The sequence below is a fragment of the Azospirillum picis genome, assembly GCF_017876115.1.
Lineage (GTDB): Bacteria > Pseudomonadota > Alphaproteobacteria > Azospirillales > Azospirillaceae > Azospirillum > Azospirillum picis.
Window position 1 is genome coordinate 150,122 of sequence record NZ_JAGINO010000001.1, and the last position, 24,469, is coordinate 174,590.

22 protein-coding genes are annotated in these 24,469 nt (G+C 68.3%); 9 read left to right on the forward strand and 13 right to left on the reverse strand.

Annotated elements, in window-relative coordinates; genetic code table 11:
* Positions 1 to 194 precede the first annotated feature (194 nt).
* Together J2850_RS00680 and scpC are read left to right on the forward strand one after the other, a co-directional pair.
* Positions 195 to 1,337, forward strand: a complete 1,143-nt coding sequence (locus tag J2850_RS00680) for an epoxide hydrolase family protein (RefSeq protein WP_209977742.1) — start codon at positions 195 to 197, stop codon at positions 1,335 to 1,337.
* Between the two features lie 697 nt (positions 1,338 to 2,034).
* Complete coding sequence (gene scpC, locus J2850_RS00685) at positions 2,035 to 3,543, forward strand: succinyl-CoA:acetate CoA-transferase ScpC (protein WP_209977744.1); 1,509 nt, start codon at positions 2,035 to 2,037, stop codon at positions 3,541 to 3,543.
* 410 nt (positions 3,544 to 3,953) lie between these two features.
* On the opposite strand, the gene J2850_RS00690 is transcribed toward scpC, so the two are convergent.
* From J2850_RS00690 to J2850_RS00740, 11 genes are all read right to left on the reverse strand, one after another.
* The gene (locus tag J2850_RS00690; RefSeq protein WP_209977746.1) at positions 3,954 to 4,673 is read right to left on the reverse strand and encodes an endonuclease III domain-containing protein; all 720 of its coding nucleotides are present in this window, start codon (positions 4,671 to 4,673) and stop codon (positions 3,954 to 3,956) included.
* A 58-nt stretch (positions 4,674 to 4,731) separates the two neighbouring features.
* Positions 4,732 to 6,594: a NahK/ErcS family hybrid sensor histidine kinase/response regulator gene (locus tag J2850_RS00695; protein WP_246512658.1), complete on the reverse strand. Its 1,863-nt coding sequence runs from the start codon at positions 6,592 to 6,594 to the stop codon at positions 4,732 to 4,734.
* A gap of 5 nt (positions 6,595 to 6,599) precedes the next feature.
* Positions 6,600 to 7,913, reverse strand: a complete 1,314-nt coding sequence (gene nosP / locus J2850_RS00700; protein ID WP_209977747.1) for a nitric oxide-sensing protein NosP — start codon at positions 7,911 to 7,913, stop codon at positions 6,600 to 6,602.
* Between the two features lie 16 nt (positions 7,914 to 7,929).
* Positions 7,930 to 8,310, reverse strand: a complete 381-nt coding sequence (locus J2850_RS00705; protein ID WP_209977749.1) for a DUF779 domain-containing protein — start codon at positions 8,308 to 8,310, stop codon at positions 7,930 to 7,932.
* A gap of 116 nt (positions 8,311 to 8,426) precedes the next feature.
* A complete protein-coding gene (gene adh, locus J2850_RS00710; protein ID WP_209977751.1) occupies positions 8,427 to 9,947 on the reverse strand; it encodes an aldehyde dehydrogenase in 1,521 nt (506 codons plus the stop codon).
* Between the two features lie 182 nt (positions 9,948 to 10,129).
* Positions 10,130 to 11,122, reverse strand: coding sequence for a formate dehydrogenase subunit gamma (locus J2850_RS00715; protein ID WP_209977753.1), 993 nt, complete (start codon positions 11,120 to 11,122; stop codon positions 10,130 to 10,132).
* Between the two features lie 134 nt (positions 11,123 to 11,256).
* On the reverse strand, positions 11,257 to 11,892 hold the full coding sequence (fdh3B, locus tag J2850_RS00720) for a formate dehydrogenase FDH3 subunit beta (RefSeq protein ID WP_209977755.1): 636 nt from the start codon (positions 11,890 to 11,892) through the stop codon (positions 11,257 to 11,259).
* A gap of 21 nt (positions 11,893 to 11,913) precedes the next feature.
* Positions 11,914 to 14,841 (reverse strand): formate dehydrogenase subunit alpha, encoded by a 2,928-nt coding sequence (locus tag J2850_RS00725; protein WP_209977756.1) that lies wholly within the window; start codon positions 14,839 to 14,841, stop codon positions 11,914 to 11,916.
* A gap of 18 nt (positions 14,842 to 14,859) precedes the next feature.
* Positions 14,860 to 15,057, reverse strand: coding sequence for a twin-arginine translocation signal domain-containing protein (locus J2850_RS00730; protein ID WP_209977758.1), 198 nt, complete (start codon positions 15,055 to 15,057; stop codon positions 14,860 to 14,862).
* Positions 15,054 to 15,692 carry a TorD/DmsD family molecular chaperone gene (locus J2850_RS00735; protein WP_209977760.1) on the reverse strand — a complete coding sequence of 213 codons (639 nt, stop codon included), beginning with the start codon at positions 15,690 to 15,692 and terminating at the stop codon, positions 15,054 to 15,056. Before J2850_RS00735 ends, J2850_RS00730 begins: the two co-directional genes overlap by 4 nt.
* Positions 15,693 to 15,799: 107 nt before the next feature.
* Positions 15,800 to 15,976: a hypothetical protein gene (locus J2850_RS00740; RefSeq protein WP_209977761.1), complete on the reverse strand. Its 177-nt coding sequence runs from the start codon at positions 15,974 to 15,976 to the stop codon at positions 15,800 to 15,802.
* Positions 15,977 to 16,163: 187 nt separating this feature from the next.
* Here J2850_RS00740 and nadA point away from each other — a divergent pair, with 187 nt between their 5' ends.
* From nadA to nadC, 3 genes are read left to right on the forward strand one after another with little or no spacing between them, the layout of a single operon-like run.
* Positions 16,164 to 17,174, forward strand: coding sequence for a quinolinate synthase NadA (gene nadA, locus J2850_RS00745; RefSeq protein ID WP_209977763.1), 1,011 nt, complete (start codon positions 16,164 to 16,166; stop codon positions 17,172 to 17,174).
* A gap of 54 nt (positions 17,175 to 17,228) precedes the next feature.
* Positions 17,229 to 18,917, forward strand: coding sequence for an L-aspartate oxidase (locus J2850_RS00750; RefSeq protein WP_209977766.1), 1,689 nt, complete (start codon positions 17,229 to 17,231; stop codon positions 18,915 to 18,917).
* Positions 18,902 to 19,735, forward strand: a complete 834-nt coding sequence (gene nadC, locus J2850_RS00755; protein ID WP_209977768.1) for a carboxylating nicotinate-nucleotide diphosphorylase — start codon at positions 18,902 to 18,904, stop codon at positions 19,733 to 19,735. The genes J2850_RS00750 and nadC overlap by 16 nt, the downstream gene beginning before the upstream one ends.
* Positions 19,736 to 19,828: 93 nt before the next feature.
* On the opposite strand, the gene J2850_RS00760 is transcribed toward nadC, so the two are convergent.
* A complete protein-coding gene (locus tag J2850_RS00760; protein WP_209977771.1) occupies positions 19,829 to 20,383 on the reverse strand; it encodes a carbonic anhydrase in 555 nt (184 codons plus the stop codon).
* Positions 20,384 to 20,608: 225 nt separating this feature from the next.
* Between J2850_RS00760 and J2850_RS00765 the strand changes: the two genes are divergently transcribed.
* Positions 20,609 to 20,812 (forward strand): hypothetical protein, encoded by a 204-nt coding sequence (locus J2850_RS00765; RefSeq protein WP_209978455.1) that lies wholly within the window; start codon positions 20,609 to 20,611, stop codon positions 20,810 to 20,812.
* Between the two features lie 139 nt (positions 20,813 to 20,951).
* On the opposite strand, the gene J2850_RS00770 is transcribed toward J2850_RS00765, so the two are convergent.
* On the reverse strand, positions 20,952 to 22,124 hold the full coding sequence (locus tag J2850_RS00770; RefSeq protein ID WP_209977773.1) for a mandelate racemase/muconate lactonizing enzyme family protein: 1,173 nt from the start codon (positions 22,122 to 22,124) through the stop codon (positions 20,952 to 20,954).
* A gap of 152 nt (positions 22,125 to 22,276) precedes the next feature.
* On the opposite strand from J2850_RS00770, the gene J2850_RS00775 reads away from it, so the two are divergent.
* The 3 genes from J2850_RS00775 (at position 22,277) to J2850_RS00785 (ending at position 24,447) form a co-directional block, all read left to right on the forward strand.
* The gene (locus tag J2850_RS00775; protein WP_209977775.1) at positions 22,277 to 23,269 is read left to right on the forward strand and encodes a LysR substrate-binding domain-containing protein; all 993 of its coding nucleotides are present in this window, start codon (positions 22,277 to 22,279) and stop codon (positions 23,267 to 23,269) included.
* 198 nt (positions 23,270 to 23,467) lie between these two features.
* Positions 23,468 to 23,701, forward strand: coding sequence for a hypothetical protein (locus J2850_RS00780; RefSeq protein ID WP_209977776.1), 234 nt, complete (start codon positions 23,468 to 23,470; stop codon positions 23,699 to 23,701).
* A gap of 158 nt (positions 23,702 to 23,859) precedes the next feature.
* Entirely contained in the window at positions 23,860 to 24,447 is a 588-nt protein-coding gene (locus tag J2850_RS00785) for a hypothetical protein (protein WP_209977778.1), read from the forward strand.
* Positions 24,448 to 24,469: the final 22 nt, after the last annotated feature.

Consider the following 24,469-nt stretch of genomic DNA (forward strand, 5'->3'; position numbering starts at 1 on the left):
ATCACTCCCAGCCTGCTGTCCGTCCGGTGGCTGGCAGGAAGCAGGCGAAAGGCCTTCACGGCGGCGTTCGGCGCTTCCGGGGCGTGGAACTACGGTCACGCATGACGGTCTAGTGAGATGACCGGCATGAGGCAGGCATCCGGAATGCCCCCAGCGCCGGCTGTCACGAAGGGCGGTACAACGAGGAGAAGGACATGGTTTCGCCTTATACGATCGCCATCCCGGACGAACGGCTCGCGACGATCATGGCGAAAGTTGATGCCTATGACTGGAGCCAGCTTCCGGACACCGGTGGGTGGAGGTCAGGCGTCGGGATCGGCGACCTCAAGAGGCTCGTTGCCTATTGGCAAAACAGTTACGACTGGCGGGCGGCCGAACGACGGCTCAATCAACTCCCCCATTTCCTGACCGACATCGACGGCGTGCCGCTTCATTTCGTCCATGTGAAGGGAAAGGAGGTGAAGGGGAACGGGTCCAGGCCGCCGGTTCTTCTCCTTCACGGCTGGCCAGGCTCCTTTCTTGAGTTTGAGCGGCTGCTGGAACCGCTGGCTACCGACGGGCATGACGTTGTCGTTCCCTCGCTGCCGGGCTTCGCTTTCTCCAATCCGATCCCCGGCATCATCGGCCCGCGCCGGGCGGCCGAACTGATGCACGGGCTCATGGTTCGGCTGTTCGGCCGGACACGCTATGTCGTCCAGGGTGGCGACTGGGGTGCGCACATCGCAAGCTGGATGGCTTTCACGAATCCCGACGCGCTGCTCGGCTTCCACATCAACATGGTGAGCATTTACGCCGCGGATGCCGTTCCCACCACCCCGGAGGAAAAGGATCTGCTATCCCGCCGTGCGGCCATTCTCGACTGGGAAACCGGCTACAACCACCAGCAGGAAACGCGCCCGCAGACGCTGGGGGTTGCGATGGCCGACAGTCCGGTGGGCGCGGCTGGCTGGATCCTCGAAAAATTCGGCAAATGGGCCGATCTTCCGTCGACCGCAGATGGCAGCCCGGACATCTGGAACAAATTCTCCGAAGAGGAACTGCTCACCAACATCATGCTCTATGTCGCGCCATCGGCGGTGGTGACCGCAACGTGGATCTACCACGGCAAGCGTCTGGAAGGATCGGATCGATTTCCCGCCGGAACGCGCATCCGGGCTCCGATGGGCATCGCGGCGTTTCCCGACCCCGTGTTCCTGCCGACGCCGCGCAGCTTCGCCGAGAAGACCTACGACATCGTGCACTGGAGCGACATGGCGTCGGGCGGCCACTTCGCCGCCTGGGAGCAGCCGGAGATGATGTTGGCCGATCTGCGCTCCTTCATTGGCACTGTATCGTGAAGACGGCTCCGAGCTGGACTTGGCGCATTGGCCTTGATCTTGCGATCCCCGCTCGATGGTCTCGTCGATGCCGATGGCCACCGGGGTGGCCACCGGGATTGCCACTGGGATGGCCACCGGGCCCTGCAGCATGAAGGTGGCGATCGGGAGCGTGAACAGACGCTGGGCGACAGCGCGACCCGACCAGCGGTTCCGATTGAGCACGCGGTGGAAATTAGCGAGGCTGCCGGTCCCGCGCCAGCGGTGACGGCCACAAGGTCAAGCTGCTCTGGTGGAACGGCAACTGCTGGGGGCATCGGGTTCCTTCGGCGCCCCCACCATGCCGCTCGACCGCGCCCTCCGATTACGTCGCCGATGACCCGGACTTCCGGATCCTCGCCTTATCCGACATACCGCAATATTGACCAAAGTCCTGCTTGGGAGTGCGGCAGGGCCGACCGTAGTCGTGTCGAAACCGGAGTGGAATTCTATTCCGCCCTCACGCCTCGCGAAATATCCCTGGCGTGTTTCGCACCAAGCCGCCGATATTCGCACATCCATTCACATTGTGACGCCCTGACATTCCGGACGTGCAATTGCCGCTATCCAAAGCGTCTCTTTATGACTGTTTGCGAATGCATGAAAATGACTGCTCAAGGTGCGGACAGTCAGGCATTCGCAACAATAAGCGCCTGGAAGCACAAGCAAGGAACGCCCGATGTACCGAGACCGCATTCGATTGAAGTCGCTGTGGGGTAAGGTGGTGCCGCCGGAAGAAGCGGCCCTCCTGATCAGGGATGGCATGACCGTCGGCATGAGCGGCTTCACCCGCGCCGGCGATGCCAAGGCCGTGCCGCTGGCCCTGGCCGAGCGCGCCGCCTCCGAAAACCTGAAGATCACGCTGATGACCGGCGCCTCGCTGGGCAACGACGTGGACAAGATCCTGACGGAAGCCGGGGTGCTGTCGCGCCGCCTGCCCTTCCAGGCCGACCCGGTCCTGCGCAAGGCGATCAACCGCGGCGAGGTCATGTTCGTCGACCAGCACCTGTCCGAAACGGTGGAACTGCTGCGGTCGCGCCAGATGGGACCGGTCGATGTCGCGGTGATCGAGGCCTGCGCCATCACCGAAACCGGCGGCATCGTGCCGACCACCTCGATCGGCAACTCCGCGACCTTCGCCATTCTGGCCGAGAAGATCATCATCGAGCTGAACCTGACCCAGCCGCTCGAACTGGAGGGGATGCACGACGTCTATATCCCGACCCGGCGGCCCTTTCGCGAGCCGATCCCGGTGGTCACGGCGGAAAGCCGGGCCGGGCTGCCCTACATCCCGATCGACCCGTCGAAGATCGCGGCCATCGTGGTGACCCGCAAGCAGGACAGTTCGGCCAGCATCCTGCCGCCGGACGACGAGACCAAGGCGATCGCCGGGCACCTGATCGAATTCCTCGACCGCGAGGTCCGTCAGGGGCGCCTCGGCCGCTCGCTGGCGCCGCTGCAGGCCGGGATCGGCACCATCGCCAACGCCGTGCTGCATGGGCTGGCCGACGGGCCGTTCCACGACCTGACCATGTACAGCGAGGTGCTGCAGGACAGCACCTTCGAGCTGTTCGACGCCGGCAGGCTGACGTTCGCCTCGGGGTCCTCGATCACACTCAGCGCCGGAAAATATGCCGAGGTCCTGCCGAAGATCGGCAGCTACAAGGGACGGCTGCTGCTGCGCCCGCAGGAGATCTCCAACCATCCCGAGGTCATCCGCCGGCTGGGCGTCATCGGCATCAACACCGCGCTGGAGTGCGACATCTACGGCAACGTCAACTCCACCCACGTCAACGGCACGCAGATGATGAACGGCATCGGCGGGTCCGGCGATTTCGCGCGCAATGGCCATCTCGCCATCTTCGTCACGAAGTCCCTGGCCAAGGGCGGGGCGATCTCCAGCATCGTGCCGATGGTCAGCCACGTCGACCACAACGAGCATGACGTCGACGTGCTGGTGACGGAAACCGGTCTGGCGGATCTGCGCGGGCTGGCGCCGCGGGAGCGGGCGGAGACGATCATCCGCAACTGCGTCCATCCCGCCTATCGCGAGCTGGCGGCCGACTATCACCGCCGGGCCCTCCAGCGCGGGGGCCACACGCCGCACCTGCTGGAGGAGGCGTTCGCCTGGCATGTCCGCTACCAGCAGACCGGCAGCATGATGGCCGGTGACGGTATCGCCGGATAGGGGGCCGGCGCCGGGTGGTTGAAAGCAGGTGGGCCGCGGAGTGCCGCGGCCCACTCGTGTCAGCTATCCCGCATCACCCGTGCTGACCACCGGCCCTTTCCAAGTATAGAAGAAGAGCCGGAAAATAGTGCTTTCGACCGGACGAGATCTTCTCGCAGAAACGACGAGCAGAACCGCTTTTGAGCCATTCCTCAAGCTGTCCGCTGTTGCGTTTCTCCGCGACGATGTTATCGATCGCGTCCAAAATCTTGTGTATCACCTCGGGCCTCGTCTTTTACAAACCGTGGCGGCGTTTTCGTCGCCCGTGCATTCTTATATGGCCCAGGTGATGGTGAGTGGCCGTGCAATCTGGGAATGGCTGTGTGTTGCAATGCACAAAACTGTCGGTGCCGTATCCGGATTTCCCCGCTTCACGCGCTTTCCCGCTCCGCTTCGGGCGGCCGCAGGACCTGCCCGGTGGGACACAGGCGCAGCAGGACGCACCGGTCGCAGGCCGGTGCGTGGTGGTAGCAGCAGCGCTGGCCATGCAGCATCATGACCTCGTGGTTGTCGTAGAGCTGCTGGGCGTCCCAGTCGGCGGGAAGTTGCGCCGCCAGCACGGCATGCGAAGGCCCGACGGCAAGGCTGGCGGGGATCAGCCCGGTGCGCACGGCCACCCGGTGATGATGGCTGTCGACCGGCAATGCCGCCTGCCGCAGGGTGGAGAAGCTCAGCACCGCCGCGCTGGTCTTCGGCCCCACCCCCGGAAGCTCCTCCAGCCAGGCACGCGCCTCCGGCACAGGCATGCCGGTCAGCAGGTCGAGCGACAGGGTGCCGACCCGCTCGGTGATCCGGCGCAGCACCGCCTGGATGCGCGGGGCCTTCTGCTCCGGCCAGGTGACGCCGGCGATGGTTTCCTCCACCTCAGCCACCGGGGCGTCGCGCACCGCTTCCCAGTCCGGCCAGCGCCGCCGCAGCGCCTTGAAGGCGGCACCGGAGGCGGCGTTGCGGGTGCGGTGCGACAGCAGCGACGACACCAGCTCGCTCAGCGGGTCGAGGCTGTGGAAATAGGCGACCGGGCAGCCGTGGACGGTGCACAGCAGCCGGTGGATTTCGAGCGCCTTGTCGCGCAGTGCCGCGGGGTCGGTCATGGAGCCGACAACAGGGCGGCGGTCCAGGCGTTACCGGTAAATCGTCGCCGCCATCGTCTTACCCCACCAGTCCCGACATCACCGCACGGAGCTGCGCCGGCTTCACCGGCTTGTTCAGCACCAGGCAGCCCGCGGCCTTCGCCTCGTCGGCCAGTTCCGGGGTGCGGTTGGCGGTGACGATCACGGCGGGAAGGATGCGGCCGCAGGCGGCGCGCAGCCGCGCCACCTCGTTGACGCCCAGCGCGCCGTCGTCGAGATGGTAGTCGGCGATCAGCAGGTCCGGCGGCTGCGGCATGCCGGAGAGGAGGGCAAGCGCCTGGTCGCCGCTGGTGGCCGACACCACGTCGCAGGCCCAGCCGCGCAGCAACGCCTCCATTCCCGCCACCACGGCCGGCTCGTTGTCCAGCACCAGCACCGAGGTGCCGGCCAGCCGGTTGGCCATCGGCCGGGAAGCGACGCTGGCCGGACGTGCGGCGCGGCGCTCGGTGCCGCGCGGCACGGTGACGGCGAAGACCGACCCCCGCCCCGGCTCCGACCGCACGGTGATCGGATGGTCAAGCATGCGGGCGACGCGGTCGACGATGGCGAGGCCAAGCCCCATGCCGCGGTCCCGACCCTTGGTGACCGGGGTGTCGAGCCGGCGGAATTCCTGGAAGATCTCGGCGATCTTGTCGCGCGGGATGCCGGGGCCGTTGTCCCACACCTCGATGCGGATGCCGTCGCCGACCCGGCGGCAGCCGACGACCACCCGGCCGCCCTGGACGTAGCGCAGCGCATTGGAGAGGAAGTTCTGCACGATCCGGCGCAGCAGCCGCATGTCGCTGCGGACCACCGCCCCCGACCCCACCACCTTCAGGTCGATGCCGCGCTCCGCCGCCACGGCGGCATACTCGGTGGCGAGCGGCGCCAGGATGCCGCGCAGCGGGAAATCGGTCACTTCGGGCGTCACCGCCCCCGCATCCAGCTTGGAGATGTCCAGCAGCGCCGACAGCAGATCCTCGACCGACGCCAGGGCGACGTCGATGTTCTCCACCAGCTCGGCATTGGCGTCGGGCTGCTCCAGGTCGGCGAGCGCCGAGACGAACAGGCGGGCGGCGTTCAACGGCTGCAGCAGGTCGTGGCTGGCGGCGGCGATGAAGCGGGTCTTGGACAGGTTGGCGCGGTCGGCCTCGGCCTTGGCCTGCTGCAACTGGTCGTTCAGCAGCATCAGGGCGGATTTCTCCGCCTGCTCGGACTCGCGCCGCCGCTCCTCCTCCCGCTTGATCACGGTGATGTCGGTATAGACCCCGACGATGCCGCCGTCGCGGGTGCGCCGCTCGTTCACCTGGATCCAGCGGCCGTCGGCAAGCCGGTTGAGGAAGACGCCCTTCAGGTCGTGTCGGTGTTCCATCCGCTCGCGCAGCCAGACGTCCGGCGGCGGCTCGCTGACGGCACCGGCCGCTGCGACCATGGCGACCAGGTCGTTGAAGCGGATGCCGGCCTGGATGCGGCCCGCCACCGCCGGCCAATAGGACAGGTATTTGCGGTTGCACAGCACCAGCCGGTCGGCGGAGTCGAACAGGGCGAATCCCTCGTTCACCGACTCGATCGCCTCGAACAGGCGGGTTCGCATCGTTTCCGCCAGCTCCTTGGCGCGGGCGTGGTCGCGGTTGCTGTCCTCCAGCTTGTGCAGCGCGCGCTCCAGCTCCAGGGTGCGCTCCCGGATCTTCTGCTCCAGCACGATGGCCGTCTGGAACAGCGAGAAGGCACCGCCCTGGAAGTCCATCGACCGCTCGACGCGGTCCATCAGCACCTTGTTGATGCGCTGGAGCTTGGCGTTCTCCCTCTCGAGCTCGGCGATACGGTCGGCGGGGCTTGCCGTGACCGGGGTCCGGGGCGGCGGGCTGCGGGTGGGATGATGGTGGGGGGGAATGCCGGACATGGCTTTCAGCGCCCTCCGATGGCGACGCCCGTGAAGGTCTGGTTGACATGCATGCCGTTGACCTGCTCGCCGTATGCGCAGAATCCGACAACCCGATGGCGGGCCAGCCGTTCCGACATCACCGCATTCAATTGCCGCTGTTCCATTTCGAGGCGGCGCAGGATGCAGTCGCAGCCCAGGATCAGGTCGGGGGCGCCGACCTCCGCCTCGATGCTGTTGATCAGCCCGTCGAAATTGGCGACCGGATCCACCCCTTCGGCCACAGTCAGCACGATGCCCTCGTCGATGGCGCAGAAGAAGGTGAGGCTCTCGTCGTCGTTCACCTTCTGGATCGAACGGACATGATACTGCCCTCCCACCCGCACGACGACCGGATGAGCGGCGAAGATCATCGGGGTCAGCGGCTCGCCTTCCAGCCCGACCAGCCGGGCATATTCGCGTCCGGCCGGCTCGGCGTTGATCTCGGTGACGATGCGATGCTGCGGATCCGCCCCGGTGACGACCATCTTGCGGTCCGAGCTGACGAAATGCTGGGTCCGGAAGACGGTGAAGGGGCGGGTCGTGGTGAACAGCGCCACCACGGCGGCATTGGGATGGAACGCGCCGTCATGCAGGACGAAGGTGCGTTCGAAATGAAGGTCGTCCCCGGCCGAGGCCCCGAACAGAGGGATGTCGATCAGCGCATTGTGCAGGGCGCTGACCACCGTTTCCTCGCTCATCGCCAGCCCGTCGATCAGCAGCATGGCGAAGCTGCGGGCCGTCTCGCCGAGCGGCACCGGCCGCGCCGTCATCGCACGGTCGCGGGCCGACAGCAGGGTCTGGGCGATCTCGGTGCTGTCGGCGATCTCGAAACGGTCGACATGGTCGACCAGTGCGGTGACGATGGAAAAATCCTCGGCCGGGAAGCCGACGGCGACCACCGCACCGGTGGTGTAGCCGCCGGGACCGATCTCGCCCGCCGTGGTGCAGCCGATGATCGGGACGGTGCCGAAGCGGTCCGCCAGCGCGGCGGCCAGAGCGATCCGATCATAACTCGGTGCGCAGAAGACGACGACCAGCTCCAGGGCGGTGTCGCCGAGCCTTTCCCGCAGCTCCCGCGCGGCAGCGTCCGGCTGTTCCGCATGCGAAACCGCGCGCGGAAGGCCGTCACCCGAGGCCCCGCTCTCCGCCGTCTCGAACGTCTCCCCCGCCTGCCCCCGGTCTTTCGCCGGGATTGTTGCGGACATGGCGTCTCCCTCCGTCCGCGGATGCGATACGGCAAGGGTACTCCAGGGATGTCGGCGGGCAAGCCCAATTCGCGGGCCGGTGATGGCGGGCATCGTCGGTACGGACTCCTCAGACTGTTTCCGCCGGGACCGGGTCCGGCAGGCCGGGCAGTTCCTCGTCGGCGAAGAGCCTGGCCTTGGCAGTGAACCGCACGCCGTCCGGCGCTTCCAGGGAGAAACCGCCGCCGCGCGCCTGGATAACGTCCAGAATGACCTGGCTGTTGCGCCACCAGTCGAAGGTGTCGTCCGCCATGCAGAAGGGCGTTCCTCCGACATGGCCGATGCACAGGTCCCGCCCGCCCATCCGGAACTCACCCCGCGGCAGGCACAGCGGTGCCGAACCGTCGCAGCAGCCGCCGGACAGGTGGAGCATCAGGGGGCCGTGCCGGACATACAGGCGGTCCAGCAGGGCCATCGCCTCGGGGGTGGCGGCGACACGGCCAGTGGGCATTGTCGGTCCTCCGTCATGCCTCTCCTCAAGCCCGCTCCCGCGGTTCGAGAAGGAAGAAAGAAAAGGGCCGGGGAACGCACCCCCGGCCCAGGTTCGCCCGATAGGGAGGAGCACGCTCAGAAGAAGCCGAGCGCTTTCGGGCTGTAGCTGACCAGCAGGCACTTGGTCTGCTGATAGTGGTCCAGCATCATCTTGTGCGTCTCGCGGCCGATGCCCGACTGCTTGTAGCCACCGAAGGCGGCATGCGCCGGATACAGGTGGTAGCAGTTGGTCCACACGCGGCCGGCCTGGATGCCCCGGCCCATCCGGAAGTAGCGGCTGCCGTCGCGGGTCCACACGCCGGCGCCGAGGCCGAAGGAGGTGTCGTTGGCGAGCTGCAGCGCCTCTTCCTCGGTCTCGAAGGTGGTGACCGAGACGACCGGGCCGAAGATCTCCTCCTGGAAGACGCGCATCTTGTTGTGGCCTTCGAGGATGGTCGGCGTGACGTAGTAGCCGCCCTCCAGCTCGCCGCCCAGATGGGCGCGCTCGCCGCCGATCAGCACCTTGGCGCCTTCGGCCTTGCCGATGTCGATGTAGGAGAGGATCTTCTCGAGCTGCTCCTGCGACGCCTGGGCGCCGATCATGGTCGCCGGATCGAGCGGATGGCCCTGCTTCACCTTCGACACGCGGTCGACGGCGCGCTCCATGAAGCGGTCGTAGATCGACTTCTGGATCAGGACGCGGCTCGGGCAGGTGCAGACTTCGCCCTGGTTCAGGGCGAACATCGAGAAGCCCTCCAGCGCCTTGTCGAAGAAGTCGTCGTCCTCGGCCATCACGTCGGCGAAGAAGATGTTCGGCGACTTGCCGCCCAGCTCCAGCGTGACCGGGATGATGTTCTCCGACGCGTACTGCATGATCAGGCGGCCGGTCGAGGTCTCGCCGGTGAAGGCGACCTTGGCGATCCGCTTGGAGGTGGCGAGCGGCTTGCCTGCCTCGATGCCGAAGCCGTTGACGACGTTCAGCACACCGGCGGGCAGCAGGTCGCCGATGATGTCCATCAGCACCAGGATGCCCATCGGGGTCTGTTCGGCCGGCTTCAGCACGATGCAGTTGCCGGCGGCCAGCGCCGGGGCGATCTTCCAGGCCGCCATCAGCAGCGGGAAGTTCCAGGGAATGATCTGGCCGACGACGCCCAGCGGCTCATGGAAATGATAGGCGTAGGTGGTGTGGTCGATCTCGCCGATCGACCCTTCCTGCGCGCGGATGCAGGCGGCGAAGTAGCGGAAATGGTCGATGGCGAGGGGCACGTCGGCGGCGCGGGTCTCTCGGATCGGCTTGCCGTTGTCCAGCGTCTCGGCCAGCGCCAGCACCTCGAGCCGCTCCTCCATCCGGTCCGCGACCTTCAGCAGCAGGTTCGAGCGTTCGGTCGGCGAGGTCCGGCCCCAGGCGTCCTTCGCCTTGTGCGCGGCATCCAGCGCCTTCTCCACGTCGACCGCCTGGGAACGCGCGACCTCGCACAGCACCTTGCCGGTAATCGGGGTCAGATTCGTGAAGTATTGGCCGTCCACCGGCGCCACCCACTGGCCGCCGATAAAGTTGTCGTAGCGGGGGCGGAGCGCGATCTGCTTCTGGAGCGTATCGAGAGCTTGGTGGAGCATTGGGCCGTTCCTCTCAAGGTGGCGAACCGGTCAGGTTCCCGGTCCGGCGCGTTTGTCGACGCCATTGAGCCACTTCGGGAGGGAGGGGGTAAATTGTACTATGGAAGGAGACGGAGGGGTGGGGGAATTGTCCGTCCACCACCCAGTCGGTCCCCGCGGCGCGGACCCTCGTCCGCCGGCCTTCATTCCGCGGGATGCCGGTTCTCGACATAGCCCTTGCGCAGTTGCTCCTGGTACCAGCGGCGGTGATGCTCCATCGCCCAGTTCTCGTCGACCTCGCCGCAGCCCATGGCGTCGAAGGCGCCCTCCATGCCGATGGTGCCGATGTAGATGTGGCCGATCACCGCGGCGATCAGCCCCGCCGCCACAAGGCCGTGGATGACGTGCAGGATCTGCATCCCGCCGATCCCGCTGAAGGCGAAGGGCACCATCATCAGGTAGCCGGTGGCCGCCATGGCCATGCCGCCCAGCACGATGCTCCAGAACACCATCTTCTGGCCGGCATTGAAGCGCCCGGCCTCCGGATGGTGGCCGCCGGCCTTGGAGAAGAGCCCGCCCGCCGTCCTGATCCACAGCCAGTCGGCCTTCTCCGGGATATTGTCGCGCAGCCACAGCGCGAGGATCATCAGCAGCCCGACGACGAAGGGCACGCTGACGAAGTTGTGGATCGACTTCGACACCTCGGCCAGCGGCGTGAAGGCCTGGTGGCCGATCAGCGGAATCAGCAGGGGTCGGCCGAACGTCACGATCACCCCGGTCAGCGCCAGGGCCAGGAAGCTGACCGCCGTGGTCCAATGGGCGAAGCGGTCCAGCCAGTTGAAGCGCAGGACCAGCCGCCCCGACTTGCCGCCATGGATGCGGATGGTGCCGCGATAGAGGAAGAAGATCGCCAGCACCGCCGTCATGCCGATCGCAAGCCCGCCGATCGCCAGCCGCAGCGTGTGGCTGCGCCATTCCCGCCATTCCCGCCCCTCGGGCTGGATCAGCACGGCCAGCTTCTCGTCGGGAATGCTGACGCGGCCGATCACCTTGTCGTCCTGCGGGACGTAGAGCGGCACCTGCTCCTTCGTCGTCGGCGAGTTGGCGCCGGGGACCTGATAGAGCTGCGCCTGTGCGGCCATCGGAAGGGCCAGCAGGGCGATCAGCAGCAACAGGGCGTGCAGGGGGGGGCGCATGGTGGTCTCTCCCGAATGTCGTCCTTGTGCATCGGCCTTATGCATCGGCCTTGTGGATCGGGAGAGGCGGCTCATGCCCCCTCCCCGACCCTTCCCCTCCCCGGCGGGAAGGGGGCGGCGCTTCCAGCCGGGGCTCATGCCCCTCCCGTGCTCGGCCCGCCGGGGGCGAAGGCGGAACCGCGGTCGTTGCGGCCGTAGGCGGTCGACCAGCCCGGCGCGCCCGAGCCGTAGCCGCGGCGCAGCGAGCGTTCCTGGTAGATGTCGGCCAGCACCGCGCCGTCGCCGGCCATCAGGGCGCGGGTGGAGCACATCTCGGCACACAGCGGCAGCTTGCCCTCCGCCAGGCGGTTGGCGCCGTATTTCTGGTATTCCTCGACGCTGCCGTCCGGTTCCGGCCCGCCGGCGCAGAAGGTGCACTTGTCCATCTTGCCGCGGCTGCCGAAGTCGGTGGTGCGCGGGTATTGCGGCGCGCCGAAGGGGCAGGCGTAGAAGCAGTAGCCGCAGCCGATGCACAGGTCCTTGCTGTGCAGCACCACGCCGTCCTCGGTCTGCAGGAAACAGTCCACCGGGCACACCGCGGCGCAGGGCGGGTCGTTGCAGTGCATGCAGGCCATCGAGATCGACCGCTCACCCGGCTGCCCGTCGTTCAGCGTGACGAGGCGGCGGCGGTTGATGCCCCAGGGCACCTCATGCTCGTTCTTGCAGGCGGTGACGCAGGCGTTGCACTCGATGCAGCGCTCGGCGTCGCACAGGAATTTCATCCGGGCCATGGTCTCTCGAACTCCCGTGCGTCAGGCCGGCTCGACCCGGCAGAGGGTAACCTTGGTCTCCTGCATGAAGGTGACCGGGTCGTAGCCGTAGGTCGTCACCCCGTTCACCGGTTCGCCCAGCACGATCGGGTCGGTGTTGGGCGGATAGCTGCTGCGCAGGGACTCGCCCTGCCAGAAGCCGGAGAAGTGGAACGGCATGAACACGGTGCCGCTGCCCACCCGCTCCGTCACCAGCGCCCGCACCTTGGCCTTGCCGCCGTCCTCCGGCCCATAGACCCAGATCCAGGAGCCGTCCTTGATGCCCAGCCGCTCGGCGTCCTTGGTGTTGACCTCGGCGAACATCGACTGCTGCAGTTCGGCGAGCCAGGGGTTGGAGCGTGTCTCCTCGCCGCCGCCCTCATACTCGACCAGGCGGCCGGAGGTCAGCACCATGGGGAAGCGCTGGCGCAGGTCGCTGTCGGCCACCTTGAACTGCAGCGAGCGGGCGAGCTGCACCAAGCGGAAGTCGCGCCGGTCCTCGATCGCCGGGAAGGACTTGACCAGCTCCGGGCGCGGGGAATAGATCGGCTCGCGGTGGACCGGCACCGGATCCGGCAGGTTCCAGGCGACGGCACGCGCCTTGGCATTGCCGTGCGGCACGCAGCCGTGCTTCAGCGCCACGCGGATGATGCCCATCGACAGGTCGGTCTGCCAACTGACGTTGTCGATGTCCGCACCGCCGATGGCCTGGATGACGCGCATCTCCTCGGGCGTCAGGTCCTTGTCCCAGCCCAGCTTCCTCAGCACGGCCATGGTGAATTCGGGATAGCCGTCCTCAATCTCCGACCCCTTGGAATAGGAGCCGTCGGCCAGAAGCGAGACGCCGTTGCGCTCCACCCCGAAGCGGGCGCGGAAGACGCCGCCGCCATCCATGACGTGCTTAGAGGTGTCGTAGAGCACCGCCGACCCCGGATGCTTGATCTCGGGATGGCCCCAGCACGGCCATGGCAGGCCGTAATAATCGCCGGCACAGGGGCCGGAGGACGCCCGCATGGTGATCTTGTCGAAGTCGGCCTGATACTTCATGTGCATCTTCAGCCGTTCCGGCGACTGGCCGGTGGCGCCGATGGACAGGCAGCCGCGGTTCATCTCGCGCAGGATGTCCTCCGGCACCGGCCGGGTGTCCTCCACCGTGATGTGCTTGAACATCTCGTCGGCGAAGCCCAGCTTGCGGGCCAGCAGGTACATGATGGTGTAGTCGTCCTTCGATTCGAAGATCGGCTCCACCACCCGCTCGCCCCACTGCATCGAGCGGTTGGAGCAGGTGCGCGACCCGTCGGTCTCGAACTGGGTGCAGACCGGCAGGATGTAGGTGCCGTTCCGCCGTTCCTTGATCGCGGCGAAGGTGGTCGGATGCGGGTCGGCGATGACCAGCAGGCTGAGCTTCTCCAGCCCCTTCACCATCTCGGGCATGCGGGTGACAGTGTTGCCGCCATGGCCGAAGCATATCATGGCGCGCAGCGGGCTCGGCTGGTCGATCTGGCCGGGCTCGGCCAGCACGGCATCGAACCAGCGGGTGGTCGGGATGCCCTTGGCCTCCATCAGGTCCTTGGAGCCGAAGCGGCCCTTCATATACTCGTAGTCGGTGTCCCAGACGCGGCAGAAGTGCTTCCAGGCGCCTTCGGCCAGCCCGTAATAGGCGGGCAGCGTGCTGACGTCGAGGCCGAAGTCCGTGGCGCCCTGCACGTTGCAGTGCCCGCGGTAGATGTTGGCGCCGCCGCCGGCGACGCCGATGTTGCCGAGGGCCAGTTGCAGGATCGACAGGGCGCGGACGTTGGCGGTGCCGACGGTGTGCTGGGTGACGCCCATGCACCAGATGACGGTGCTGGGCTTGTTCTTTGCCAGTGCCTCCGCCACCCGGCGCAGTTGGGACCCCGGGGCGCCGGTGACCCGTTCGACCTCCTCCGGGGTCCACTTCTTCACCTCGGCGCGGATCTCGTCCATGCCGTAGACGCGCTGGCGGATGTATTCCTTGTCTTCCCAGCCATTCTCGAAGATGTGCCACAGCAGGCCCCAGGCGACGGGGATGTCGGTGCCGGGGCGGATGCGGACATATTCGGTGGCGTGCGCCGCGGTGCGGGTGAAGCGCGGGTCGATGACGATGAAGGGGGCGCGGTTGTGCTCCTTGCCGCGCAGCATGTGCTGCATCGACACCGGGTGCGCTTCCGCCGGGTTGCCGCCGACGATGAGGAGCGCCTTGGAGTTCTGGATGTCGTTGTAGCTGTTGGTCATGGCGCCGTAGCCCCACGTGTTCGCCACGCCGGCGACCGTGGTGGAGTGGCAGATGCGCGCCTGATGGTCGACGTTGTTGGTGCCCCAGTAGGCCGCCAGCTTGCGGAAGAGGTAGGCTCCCTCGTTCGAGAACTTGGCCGAGCCCAGCCAGAAGGCGGCGTCGGGTCCGGAGGCGCGGCGGATGTCGAGCAGCTTGTTGCCGATCTCCTCGATGGCCTGGTCCCAGGAGATGCGCTGCCACTCGCCGTCCACCAGCTTGAGCGGATATTTGACCCGGCGGGTGCCCTTGGTCAGTTCACGCACGGAGGCGCCCTTGGCGCAGTGGGTGCCCTGGTTGATCGGGCTCTCCCATCCCGGTTCCTGTCCGACCCAGACGCCGTTCTGCACTTCGGCGATCACCGTGCAGCCGACCGAACAATGGGTGCAGACGTTCTTGCGCGTCACCACCTCGACATTCGGCATGACCGGTCCGGCATCCGCCTTGCGGATCATGGCTCCGGGCAGCGCGCCCACCGCCGCGATCCCGCCGGCGGCGAGGCCGGAGCGGCGCAGGAAGCCGCGGCGGCTGACCCCCGCCTCCAGGCTGTCGGCGAGTGCGCCGAGCAGGCCCGTCCGCTTCGGACCGGCCGGTTTCAAAATGCTGCCCGGCGCCGTCGCCGAGGACCGTTTGACCAGCATGGGCACCCCTCCGGCGCGCTAGAGTCGGTTCAGCGCGTAGAAGCGCTTCACATGTTCGGTTTCGCGGTAGCGGGTCTTCACCTGCTCCCGGGGCGTTTCCTCCGCCCGCGCCTGTTCGCCGGGCAGAACGGTGGCCGCCGCCGCCCCGGCCGCCCCGAGCCCGAGCGTTTTCAGCAGGTCGCGGCGCTGGAGATGGGACGTCGGTTCGGTCTTCATGCCTCGGCCTCCTCAAGTTCGGGGTCGTCGAGGTCGGCGGCTTCCCGCTCGACCTCCAGGAACAGCCGTCCGATGGTGCCCACCGGCCGGTAGAGGTCGGCGGAGTCCGCGGCCTCCAGGTCTCGGAAGAAGCGGCCGGCCCAGGGTGCCAGATGGCTGTCGAACATGTGACGCTGCACGGCGCGCTCGGCACCCTCGCGGATCAGGACCGCCATCACGTCGCACAGCGCGGCGATGTGGTCCTCCGGCTCGGACACGCCGTCGGCGCGCTCCAGCCCCAGCGCCTGCAGGTCGGACCGCAGGGCCGCCAGCGGCCTGTCGCTGAGGAAGCCGGTGCGGTAGTAGGAGGCGTAGGGAACCAGTTCGCCCTGGACGACGCCGATGAACAGCGCGTTGAACTCGCGCTCAGCGGCATGCGGCTCGGCGGCGCGCGCCCGTGCAGCGAGGTCATCGAAGGCGCGGCCGAGCGGCGTTCCGTCGCCGGACAGGCCGCCGACCAGGGACAGGAGCCCGCCGGACGGCGGTCCCATCAGCATCAGCGCCAGCAGACGGTAGACGTCGGCGCGCATGTCGTCCGCCCGAACCCGGTCGGCAGCCCGGAAACCGGTGCCGCCGTCCCAATCATGAACCGTCATAACATTCCCGTCGCGCCAGTCCCGCTCGACACAGGAAACACCGAGCACGAACAAAAGTTGCCCTCGCCCGTCGAGGTGACCCGACGGGGGCTATCCTTTCGCCAAGCCTACTCCTGCGGGCGGCCCGAGAAGTTGCGGTGTTCGATCGACGCCTCCTCCCCGACCCGGGCGCCGGTGGTGGCGAACGTCTGGTCCGCGGACCGGCTGAACAGGCCGGGAAGCGCCACGCGCGCACCGACCGCCAACAGGACGACAGCACACAGGGCAGCGAGGAAGGCTCTCATCGGCAGGCTCCGGGAAGCGGCGGGCGGTGCGGACAGCCGTGTTCCGGCCGATGCCGCTGATGGCGCGTATCACGGCCCACAACACCGCAGGAAACCGATTGTTTCCCGGCCCGTGATTTTCCTCTTGATATGCTCGATGAGAGAAAATACCCTTTTTCTCATATCGAGCATTTAGCGGAGCATCAGGATGCCCGAGGTTTCCGAACTCGCCTATACCGCGGACGTCGCCGCGGCGACCGCGCCGATCTACGAGCGGATGAAGCGCGTCGTTCCGGCTGTCGAATGGCCCTTTCATGCGCCGCTGGTCCACGCCATCAACGAATTGAAGCGCGAGCGCAACGCCGTCGTCCTGGCGCACAACTACCAGACGCCGGAGATCTTCCATGGCGTCGCCGACATCGTCGGCGACAGCCTGGCGCTGGCCGCCCAGGCAACCCGGACCGATGCCGATGTCATCGTCCTGGCCGGCGTGCACTTCATGGCGGAGACGGCAAAGCTGCTGAATCCCTCGAAGACGGTGCTGATCCCCAGCCGCAACGCCGGCTGCTCGCTCGCCGACAGCATCACCGCCGCCGACGTCCGCCTCTTGCGCGAGGCGCATCCCGGCGTGCCGGTGGTGGCCTACGTCAACACGTCGGCCGAGGTGAAGGCGGAGGTCGACATCTGCTGCACGTCGGGCAACGCGGTCGAGGTGGTGGAATCGCTCGGCGCGGAGCGGGTGCTCTTCCTGCCCGACGAGTATCTGGCGAAATACGTCGCCACCCGGACCAGCGTCGAGATCATCGCCTGGACGGGCCATTGCGAGGTGCATGAGCGCTTCACCGGCGCCGAGATCAGCGAGTTCCGCAGCCGCTTCGACCGGCTGACGGTGATCGCCCATCCCGAGTGCCCGCCCGATGTGCTCGCCGCCGCCGATTTCGTCGGCTCGACCGCCCGCATGATCGACTTCGTCGGCAGCGAGAAGCCGCCACGGGTGCTGATGGTGACCGAATGCTCGATGAGCGACAACGTCGCCGTCGCCTCGCCGGAAACCGAGTTCGTGCGCCCCTGCAACCTCTGCCCACACATGAAGACGGTGACGCTGTCGGGGATCCTGGAGGCGTTGCGGACGCTGGAACCGCGGGTCGAGATCGCTCCCGACCTCGCCGCCCGCGCCCGCCTGGCGGTGGAGCGCATGCTGGCGGTCAAGCCGAAGTGAGCGACCGGAAACGCCCTTTCCCGCAACGGTATCGGGAGCCTCAGGAGTTCCACCATGGTCTCCAGCACGCCATACGACGTCCGTGACGCCGAGGTGATCGTCGTCGGCTCCGGTCTGGCCGGCATGACGGCCGCCCTGCGGCTGGCGCCGCGTCCGGTCACCCTCATCACCAAGACCGCCGGGCTGGCCGGCGGCTCTAGCCTCCACGCCCAGGGTGGGATCGCCGCCGCGGTCGGCCCCGGCGACCGGCCGGAGGACCATGCCGCCGACACCATTGCCGCCGGAGCCGGCCTGGTCGATGCGGCGATGGCGTCCCTGCTGACCCGCGACGGGGCGGCGCTGGTCAGCCGGCTGCTTGCCGACGGCCTGCCCTTCGACCGCGGGCCGGACGGCGCACCGCTGCTGGGGCGGGAGGCCGCCCATGGCGCTGCCCGCATCGTCCATGCCGGAGGCGATGCCACCGGGCGGACGCTGGTGACGGCATTGGCGGAGCGGTTATGCGCCACCCCTTCGGTGCGGGTGGAAGCCGGTGCCTTCGCCGTCGATCTCGCCATGCGCAACGGCCGGGTCTGCGGCCTGCTGGCCTGCCATCCCGAAGGCTGGGTGCTGCACCGGACGCCGCGGGTGATCCTGGCAACCGGCGGGATCGGCGCCGCCTATGCCCGCACCACCAACCCGGCGGAGGCGACCGGCGACGGGCTCGCCATCGCCGCGAGGGCCGGCGCCCGCCTCGCCGACCTGGAGTTCGTGCAGTTCCATCCCACCGCCCTTGCCGTGGACGCCGACCCGGTGCCGTTGCTGACCGAGGCGCTGCGCGGGGCCGGGGCGGTCCTGCTCGACGGCGGCGGCAGACGCTTCATGGCCGGCGAGCATCCCTTGGCGGAGCTGGCGCCGCGAGACGTGGTCGCCCGCGCCATCGGCCGGCGGGTCGCGGCGGGGGAGCCGGTGTTCCTCGACCTGCGCCCGGCTCTTGCCGCCAAGCCCGGCGGCTTTCCCACCGTGCTGGCGCTTTGCGTCGAGCACGGGCTCGATCCGTTCGCCGCACCGATGCCGGTGGCGCCGGCCGCGCATTACCACATGGGCGGGGTGGCGACCGACGCCGACGGGCGCACCAGCCTGGAGGGGTTGTGGGCCTGCGGCGAGGTCGCCTGCACAGGTGTCCACGGCGCCAACCGGCTGGCCAGCAACTCCCTGCTGGAGGCGCTGGTCTTCGGCGCCCGCGTCGCCCGCGACGTGGCGGATCGGCCGTTGCCGCCGTTGCCGCCCTTTGCCCTGCCGCGGCCACCCGCGGTGGCGGCGGACGTCGGCGGCCCCCTGTTCGACGCCGTCGGGACGGAGGCGCGCGCGGCGCTCTACGGGGGTGCCGGACTGGTCCGAGACGGCTTTGGCCTGCGCGCCGCCCGGCGCAAGCTCGACCGGCTGGCGGCGGCGCTGGACATGCTGCGCGGCGAGGGCGAATGCGGCGCCGGGGCGCCCGCACCGCCGTCGGCGGTGCGGCGTTGGGGAGAGGCCCGCAACCGCCTGCTGGTTGGCCGACTGGTCGTCCATGCCGCACTCGCCCGCGAGGAGAGCCGCGGCGCCCATTGCCGCAGCGATCATCCCCTGCCCGCGCCGGCCTCCGCCCACGGTCGCGCCGGTCCCGATCCCACCGGCCACGACCCCGGACGCCGCACCCTTACCTTGACCGATCTGGCCGGCCCCGCCGGCCCCCTGCCCGGAGACGCCGCATGCTGCATCCTCTGACCGTCGAACCCCTCGTCCGTGCCGCCTTGGCGGAGGATCTCGGCCGGGCCGGCGACATCACCACCGACAGCATCGTCCCGGCCGAGGCCGTGGCGACCGCCCGCATCGCGTCGCGCAAGGACGGCCGCGTCGCCGGGCTGGAGGCGGGACTCATCGCCTTCCGCCTGCTCGATCCTTCCCTGTCGGTGACGGTGGAGCGGCGGGATGGCGAAGACGTCGCCCCCGGCGATACCATCGCCGTCCTGGACGGCAGGGCCCGCGCGCTGCTGACGGCCGAGCGCACGGCGCTGAACCTGATGGGGCGGCTGTCCGGCATCGCGACGGCCACCCGTGCCCTGGTGCGTCAGGTGGAGGGCACCAAGGCCCGCATCGTTTGCACCCGCAAGACCACGCCCGGCCTGCGCATGCTGGAAAAGCATGCGGTCAGGCTCGGTGGCGGCTTCAACCACCGCTTCGGGCTGGATGACGCGGTGCTGATCAAGGACAACCACATCGCCGTGGCCGGCGGGGTCCGCCCGGCGGTGGAGCGCGTCCGCGCCGCAGTCGGCCACATGGTAAAGGTGGAGGTCGAGGTCGACACTCTCGACCAGCTCGACGAGCTGCTGGGACTGCCGGTCGATGTCGTGCTGCTCGACAACATGGAACCGGACACGCTCCGCCGTGCGGTGCGGATGGTGGATGGCCGCCTGCTGACCGAGGCGTCGGGCAACGTGACGCCGGCCACCGTTCGCGCCATCGCCGAGTGCGGCGTCGACATGATCTCCTGCGGCTGGCTGACCCACAGCGCGCCGACCCTGGACCTTGGCCTGGACATGTGAGGAGCGGACAGCGCCTCCCGCTCGCCACGCACGAATTGCCTGCGGTGGAGCGGGAGGAAGAGGCGGCCGGGCCGTCGGCCTCGGGAAACCAGCTTAGACCGCCAGCTTCTCGACCTGGCCGTCCAGCCCCATCAGCAACAGTTCCACCTCCAGATCAGGGTGCCGTTCCCTGACCATCGTCTTCAGCTTGGCCAGATACTGGCCATGCACCTCGGCCTCCCTGGTCGGGTCGGGGGAGAGGTCCATGCCGAGGAAGACCTTGTAGGCGCCGCAGTCACGGTGGTCCATGACGATCAGCCGCTTGATATGGTGCAGATCCTTGGCCACCGCGACATGGTCCCAGAAGGCGTCGCCCCAGGCCGGCTTCTTGTCGGTCAGGGCGCCCAGGCTGGCGCCGGCCAGGATGACGTGATCGTAGTTCGCCTGCATGTTGCGGGCGTTCATGTAGCCGGCGACATGGCCCATCAGCCGGTAATCCATGCAGGACAGCAGCAGCGTGTCGACGCTGCCGGCACGTGCCGGGCGGCTCATCATCATCGGCGCCATTAGCGTTACGCCGACGCCCAGCGTCGCCAGCTTCAGGAACCCACGCCGCGAACCGTGCTCGCCCTGGCAGCAGCCATGGTGATGACCGGTCGAATGCTTCATCGCGCCTCTCCCAACACGCCCCGAACCCATATCGGGGTTCCACGCGCGATGGTAGTGAGGCAATGACGGAAATTTCAATATAGGGGAATTCCGGATGATGGGAACGCAACAAACATCCGGTATCTTTATATTTTCCGGCAAGACCCGCCTGCAACCGAACCGGCGTCTTGAAGGTTGGAGGCGGCCGGTCGACGCAAATCGGGCCGCCCCGTGAGGAGCGGCCCGATGCATGGGCTTTTCCGGTCGCGCGCCGATCACCCGCCGCGCGTGCTGGTCGGTGCCGGTGTTCCGGCCGAACCGATGGTATCGGTGGCCGGCGGCGGCGACGCGCTCGCACTGTGCGAGGACGAACAATCCGCGTTGGCGATCCCCGCCATCAGGAGAGCGGCGAGACCGAACAATGCGGCGACAACCGGACTGGCTCCATGAGACATTGGATCACCTCCTTTCTGAAATGTTGCGACCACGGATAGCTTGCCACAGTCAGGCGCTCGGTCAATGGCCCGCAGCACGGTCTCCCAAAGGAACAGGGCCGGGCACTTTACCATGGTGCAGTACCAGAGTTCGGCTATCGGGTTTCCAACAGGCCGCTCATGGTCGCGAACAGCTCCGACTTGGCCTCGAAGCCGACGCCGGGCAGGTCCGGAAGGCGCACCCGGCCGTCCTCGACGGCGATGCCGTCGGCGAAGCCGCAGAAGGGCTTGAAGACGTCGGGGTAGGACTCGTTGCCGCCCAGGTGCAGGCCGGCGGCGATGTTCAGCGACATCTGGTGCCCGCCATGCGGCACCACCCGGCGGCTCGACCAGCCGTTCTGCGTCAGCATGTCCAGCGTGCGCATGTACTCGACCAGCCCATAGCTCAGCGCGCAGTCGAACTGCAGCCAGTCGCGGTCGGCCCGCATGCCGCCATGGCGGACGAGGTTGCGGGCGTCCTGGTGGGAGAACAGGTTCTCGCCGGTCGCCATCGGCCGGTCATAGTGGGTTGCCAGTTCCGCCTGCAAGGCATAATCCAGCGGGTCGCCGGCCTCCTCGTACCAGAACAGCCCGTAGGGCTTCAGCGCCTCGGCATAGGCGATGGCGGTGTCGAGATCGAAGCGGCCGTTGGCGTCGACGCACAGGTTCCCGCCGGAACCGACGATCTCCAGCACCGCGTCGATGCGGCGGAGATCCTCCTCCAGGGGCGCGCCGCCGATCTTCATCTTGACGACCTTGTAGCCGCGGTCGCGGTAGCTGCGCATCTCGTCCTGGAGCGCCTTCAGGTCCTTGCCGGGATAATAGTAGCCGCCGGCGGCATAGACCCACACGCTGTCGTCGGCGACGCCGCCGCGGTAGCGGTCGGCCAGCAGCCGGTAGAGCGGCACGCCGGCGATCTTCGCCACGGCGTCCCACACCGCCATGTCGATGGTGCCGACGGCGACCGACCGTTCGCCATGGCCGCCGGGCTTCTCGTTGGTCATCAGCCGGGCCCAGATGCGGAAGGGGTCGAGATTCTCGCCCGTGTCGTCGAGCAGGCTGTCGGACGGCGCGCTCATCAGGCGGGGGATGAAGCGCTCGCGCAGCAGCCCGCCGGCGGCATAGCGGCCGTTGGAGTTGAAGCCGTAGCCGATCACCGGCCTGCCGTCGCGCACCACGTCGGTGACGACCGCGACGACGCTGCAGGTCATCTGGCTGAAGTCGATGAAGGCGTTGGCGATGTCCGACTTGATGCCGGCGGTCTGCTCGCGGATCTCGACGATGCGCATGGCGGCTCCTCTTGCGGCGTGGTGGCGCGTTTCGTGGCGCCACTGTAGGGATGGTGCGGGCCGCCGGGCCAATGCCAAGGCTGGAACGCATCATGCGGGTTCGGCATAGGGGCGGGGGAACGGCCGGTCCGGCTTTTCGTGAAGATTGGGCGATGGAACTCTCCTGGCTCGACGATTTCCTGGCACTGGTGGACAGCGGCAACTTTTCCCGCGCCGCCGATGCGCGCCATCTGACCCAGCCGGCCTTCAGCCGCCGCATCCGCGCGCTGGAGGATTGGGCCGGCACCCCGCTGTTCGACCGCAGCGGCCAGCCGGTGACCCTTACCGAGGCCGGCCGCCGCTTCCGCCCCTTCGCCGACGAGACCGTGCGACGCCTGCTGCAGGGGCGGGAGGAGGCGCGGCTGGCCGCCCAGTCCGAAGCGGTCACCTTGCGCTTCGCCGCCACCCACGCCCTGTCGCTGACCTTCTTCCCCTCCTGGCTGCGGGCGCTGGAATCCCGGTCCCGGCTGGGCGCGATCACGCTGTCGTCGGACAGCATGGAGGCTTGCGAGCGGCTGATGCTGGCGGGTCAGGCGCAATTCCTGCTGTGCCATGCCCATCCGGCCGCAGCCGGACGCCTGGAGGCGGAGTCCTTCCGCTCGGTGGTGGTGGGAGGCGACAGGCTGCTGGCGGTCGCGGCGGCGGACGCCGGCGGACGTCCCCGCCATGCCCTGCCGGGCGAGGAGGGAGCGCCGCTGCCGCACCTGTCCTACAGCCGCGAATCCGGGATGGGGCGCATCCTTGAGGCGGTCCGGGCGGCACAACCGCCGTCGGCGATGCTCGATACCGTCTTCACGTCCCATCTGGCGGCGGTGCTGCGCACGCTGGCGCGCGACGGCCGCGGGGTCGCCTGGCTGCCGGAAAGCCTGATTGCCGAGGACCTCGCCCGCGGTGCGCTGGTGGCGGCGGGTGGCGAGGAGTGGAACGTCCCGGTGCAGATCCGGCTGGTCCGCCCGCGGGCGCGCCAGAGTAAGGCGGCGGAAGGCTTCTGGACGTTGGCGGTCGAGGCCGCGCTGTGGCGCAGCACGGAGTCGCCCGCGGACGTCGGCGGACAGGCCGCTCCGATGGTTGTCGGGTCCGGGGAAGCCATCGAGAAAAAGTTGTAGCCGCGCCGGCGGCTGTCGCAGGAATTATGGAGTTTTTAACGGATCGCTCTTTCCGGAGTCGATTTTGCTGGCGCTACCCCTTTGGATCGGGCAAAATTTGCCTACTCGGGGAAGTGAAGCCGGTCCCCGTTTGCACGGCCTGCAGGTTGTTCGCCGGCTTCCCCGAGAGGCGTCGCGTCAGCGACCGGAGGAACCATCATGGGCGTCAGCGGCATCGGCGGAGTTGGCGGCTACTACCAGCCACAGCCCTACACCACCCCGCTCAGCAACGGCCCGGAGGCCGCGCAGCGGTCCACGTCGCCGGTCGAGGCGGCGCAGGACGACGAGGCGGAGCGCGCCCGGCGGCAGCAGGACGCGCAGGCGCCGACCCAGGGCACAGCCGGCGGCAACACCACGCCGACGCGCGGACAGAGGCTGAACATCACCGTCTGACGGCGCAGCCGGACACCGATAGCGAACGAACCACACCGGCGGGCCTGACAGGCGAAACGGCGGGGAGAAGAAAACAGGGGCGACGGCCTGTTCCGGCCGCCGCCGTCGAGTGGCCAGACAGGCAGCCGGAGAGGCGGCCGGAGGGGCAGGAGGCACCGATGGAGATCAGTGGCGTTTCCACCACGGCGGCTTTGCGGCCAACGGGTTCCCAGATGGCGGAGCCCGGCGCCGCCGTGCCCGCTCCCGCGGATGCCGTCGGTCAGGCTGCCGCGGCGGTCGCGGACGGGGCGCCATCCGCGGATGGGGAGGCGCGATCCGGCGGTCCAGGCTATATCAGCCCCTTCCTGCGCTACGATCAGGGCGCACGGGTGGCGGTGCTCTACTTCCGCGACTTCGACACCGGTGAAACCCAGGACCAGATCCCGTCCCAGCGCGTCGTCGAGGAGTATCGCCGCGCCGCCAGCCGGTTGGCGCAGGATGGTCACGCCGCGGCGGAAGGGGATCGCACAAGCGGAGCGCCGAAGGGCGGCAGCCGGACGGCGGGCAGCCCGGAGCCCGGAGCGGTCGGGAACGGTGCGTCCGGATCGGCAGTGTCCGGATCGGCCACGGCATCCTCCGGCAATGCCGCCCATCCCGGACCGGCCGGGAGCAGCGGCGCGCCCGCATCGTCGGGTGCCTTTGCGCCACCGGCAACAGGCGGGCGCTTCAGCGGGTCGCCGGGCGGCCTCGTGTCGATGCAGGTGTGAGCCGCAGCCGGGCGGCTTCCCG

What these genes read in the sequence shown, in the direction of transcription:
- adh (WP_209977751.1), bottom strand. Translation starts at nt 9,947, where the DNA reads ATGCTCCACCAAGCTCTCGATACGCTCCAGAAGCAGATCGCGCTCCGC.
- fdh3B (WP_209977755.1), bottom strand. Translation starts at nt 11,892, where the DNA reads ATGGCCCGGATGAAATTCCTGTGCGACGCCGAGCGCTGCATCGAGTGC.
- nadC (WP_209977768.1), top strand. Translation starts at nt 18,902, where the DNA reads ATGCTGCATCCTCTGACCGTCGAACCCCTCGTCCGTGCCGCCTTGGCG.
- J2850_RS00690 (WP_209977746.1), bottom strand. Translation starts at nt 4,673, where the DNA reads ATGACCGACCCCGCGGCACTGCGCGACAAGGCGCTCGAAATCCACCGG.
- J2850_RS00775 (WP_209977775.1), top strand. Translation starts at nt 22,277, where the DNA reads ATGGAACTCTCCTGGCTCGACGATTTCCTGGCACTGGTGGACAGCGGC.
- J2850_RS00780 (WP_209977776.1), top strand. Translation starts at nt 23,468, where the DNA reads ATGGGCGTCAGCGGCATCGGCGGAGTTGGCGGCTACTACCAGCCACAG.
- nadA (WP_209977763.1), top strand. Translation starts at nt 16,164, where the DNA reads ATGCCCGAGGTTTCCGAACTCGCCTATACCGCGGACGTCGCCGCGGCG.
- J2850_RS00770 (WP_209977773.1), bottom strand. Translation starts at nt 22,124, where the DNA reads ATGCGCATCGTCGAGATCCGCGAGCAGACCGCCGGCATCAAGTCGGAC.
- J2850_RS00715 (WP_209977753.1), bottom strand. Translation starts at nt 11,122, where the DNA reads ATGCGCCCCCCCCTGCACGCCCTGTTGCTGCTGATCGCCCTGCTGGCC.
- J2850_RS00785 (WP_209977778.1), top strand. Translation starts at nt 23,860, where the DNA reads ATGGAGATCAGTGGCGTTTCCACCACGGCGGCTTTGCGGCCAACGGGT.
- J2850_RS00695 (WP_246512658.1), bottom strand. Translation starts at nt 6,594, where the DNA reads ATGTCCGGCATTCCCCCCCACCATCATCCCACCCGCAGCCCGCCGCCC.
- J2850_RS00680 (WP_209977742.1), top strand. Translation starts at nt 195, where the DNA reads ATGGTTTCGCCTTATACGATCGCCATCCCGGACGAACGGCTCGCGACG.
- J2850_RS00740 (WP_209977761.1), bottom strand. Translation starts at nt 15,976, where the DNA reads ATGAGAGCCTTCCTCGCTGCCCTGTGTGCTGTCGTCCTGTTGGCGGTC.
- scpC (WP_209977744.1), top strand. Translation starts at nt 2,035, where the DNA reads ATGTACCGAGACCGCATTCGATTGAAGTCGCTGTGGGGTAAGGTGGTG.
- J2850_RS00735 (WP_209977760.1), bottom strand. Translation starts at nt 15,692, where the DNA reads ATGACGGTTCATGATTGGGACGGCGGCACCGGTTTCCGGGCTGCCGAC.
- J2850_RS00760 (WP_209977771.1), bottom strand. Translation starts at nt 20,383, where the DNA reads ATGAAGCATTCGACCGGTCATCACCATGGCTGCTGCCAGGGCGAGCAC.
- J2850_RS00750 (WP_209977766.1), top strand. Translation starts at nt 17,229, where the DNA reads ATGGTCTCCAGCACGCCATACGACGTCCGTGACGCCGAGGTGATCGTC.
- J2850_RS00765 (WP_209978455.1), top strand. Translation starts at nt 20,609, where the DNA reads ATGCATGGGCTTTTCCGGTCGCGCGCCGATCACCCGCCGCGCGTGCTG.
- J2850_RS00730 (WP_209977758.1), bottom strand. Translation starts at nt 15,057, where the DNA reads ATGAAGACCGAACCGACGTCCCATCTCCAGCGCCGCGACCTGCTGAAA.
- J2850_RS00725 (WP_209977756.1), bottom strand. Translation starts at nt 14,841, where the DNA reads ATGCTGGTCAAACGGTCCTCGGCGACGGCGCCGGGCAGCATTTTGAAA.
- nosP (WP_209977747.1), bottom strand. Translation starts at nt 7,913, where the DNA reads ATGCCCGCCATCACCGGCCCGCGAATTGGGCTTGCCCGCCGACATCCC.
- J2850_RS00705 (WP_209977749.1), bottom strand. Translation starts at nt 8,310, where the DNA reads ATGCCCACTGGCCGTGTCGCCGCCACCCCCGAGGCGATGGCCCTGCTG.